Source organism: Bartonella sp. AP57NXGY (assembly GCF_042195805.1).
Lineage (GTDB): Bacteria > Pseudomonadota > Alphaproteobacteria > Rhizobiales > Rhizobiaceae > Bartonella.
Window position 1 is genome coordinate 1 of record NZ_JBHIOZ010000267.1, and the last position, 1523, is coordinate 1523.

At 33.8% G+C, this 1523-nt stretch carries 3 protein-coding genes and 1 pseudogene; 2 read left to right on the forward strand and 2 right to left on the reverse strand.

Going from position 1 to position 1523, the window contains the following annotated elements; genetic code table 11:
* A partial coding sequence (locus ACFIL8_RS10145) for a single-stranded DNA-binding protein (protein ID WP_375689663.1) occupies positions 1 to 117 on the reverse strand: 117 nt, incomplete at its 3' end.
* A gap of 194 nt (positions 118 to 311) precedes the next feature.
* Here ACFIL8_RS10145 and ACFIL8_RS10150 point away from each other — a divergent pair.
* Together ACFIL8_RS10150 and ACFIL8_RS10155 are read left to right on the forward strand one after the other, a co-directional pair.
* A pseudogene (locus ACFIL8_RS10150) lies at positions 312 to 610 on the forward strand (BrnT family toxin).
* On the forward strand, positions 588 to 893 hold the full coding sequence (locus ACFIL8_RS10155; protein WP_273756873.1) for a BrnA antitoxin family protein: 306 nt from the start codon (positions 588 to 590) through the stop codon (positions 891 to 893). Before ACFIL8_RS10150 ends, ACFIL8_RS10155 begins: the two are co-directional and overlap by 23 nt.
* Before the next feature lie 129 nt (positions 894 to 1022).
* Here the strand turns inward: ACFIL8_RS10155 and ACFIL8_RS10160 are convergent.
* On the reverse strand, positions 1023 to 1523 hold a 501-nt coding region (locus tag ACFIL8_RS10160), incomplete at its 5' end, for a hypothetical protein (RefSeq protein WP_375689661.1).

Genomic DNA, 1523 nt, shown 5'->3' on the forward strand with positions numbered 1-1523 from the left:
ATCTGTATAGCTCTCAGAAGTCGCTATACTAAAATTGACTATTTCTGCTCCAGAATTCATTGTTTTGCTTTCGGGATCAGCACCTAAACGCCCGATTAATGTCACTTTATTTAGCATGTTTTTTCTTACCTTAAACTTGTACTTTAATACATAGAAAATCTTAGCATGATTTGCTTATTTTTTCAATTATTTCAAAATGATATTATTGTTTTTTAACATATAAAATTATATTTAATATGCAAAAAAACATAAATAGTTCAGTGTTCATTTAAAACTCTTGAAATACATACATAAATGTATTAACATAAGATATGAAAATAAGATTTGAATGGGATGAAACTAAAGCAAAAAGTAATCTTAGAAAGCACCGTGTCAGTTTTGAAATTGCTGCTCGTGTTTTGCAGACCCGTTCGCCATGGTTAAACAAGACCGTATTGAAAACGGAGAATATCGTTGGCAAACTTTGGGTCTTGTGGATGGTTTTTTACTGCTGCTCGTGGCGCATACTGTCCATGATGATAAAGATGGTATAGAAGTAATCCGTATTATTTCAGCGCGGCGAGCTAACTCGAAAGAAAGGAAACGTTATGAAGAAGAAAGTTCTTTATGAAATTGATGTAGGTAACTTATCACCTTTGACAGATAAACAGAGAGTTGAAGTTGATAAGCTGGCTGCAATGCCGGACAGTGCAATTGATCATAGTGATATTCCGTCACTCAATGATGCATTCTGGAAAAACGCCGTTCGCAATCCATTCTATAAACCAACCAAAACTGTCACAACAGTACGTGTGGATTCAGACGTTCTAGCGTGGCTTAAAAGTCAAGGGAAAGGATATCAAACACGGATTAACGCAATTTTACGTGACGCCATGCTTCGTTCAATGCGTTGATCTCTTTCCTGCTACAAAGAGTATCAAACAGCTTTCGATAGTTTTTTATCTCCTTGTTGATCTCATCTATGAACGTTGAGAAGAGACAACGCCATTTAATCTAAGCAGTTTTATAAAATCGGAATTTTACTATAGCTTTTTAACGGAGCACTGTAGTGTGTAAATAGATATGTTTATTAAACTGCGTGTATGTAACATAAGAAACAATACACAAACTAAAAAGGAATACCAAAGAGCAATATCTGAGTACCAAAGTACAGTATCCAATGAAAAAGAAAGCTTATGCTCCACGTACTTAGAAATAATAGGTAAAGAGACCGTTTCTTTATAACTACTTGGGAAAATTAAAACGACAAGCGCTAAACTTATTAGTTTTAAGAGTCTGTGCATATACTGTTGTAAATCACGTGTTAGTTTCACCCAACCCGTTGTATCATCATCTTTATATTTTGGATTGTTCTGCAACTCAAAAGGAATATGAGAATTGCATAAAATTGCAAAAACCGCTGTGACTATTACCAAAGAAACAGATGCAAATATCAAAATACTTTGAATAAAGTAGGGATTTTTTTTAATTCCTAAAAAACATAAAAATATAAAAGTTATAATGCCAAACAAGGCTCTTAGCTG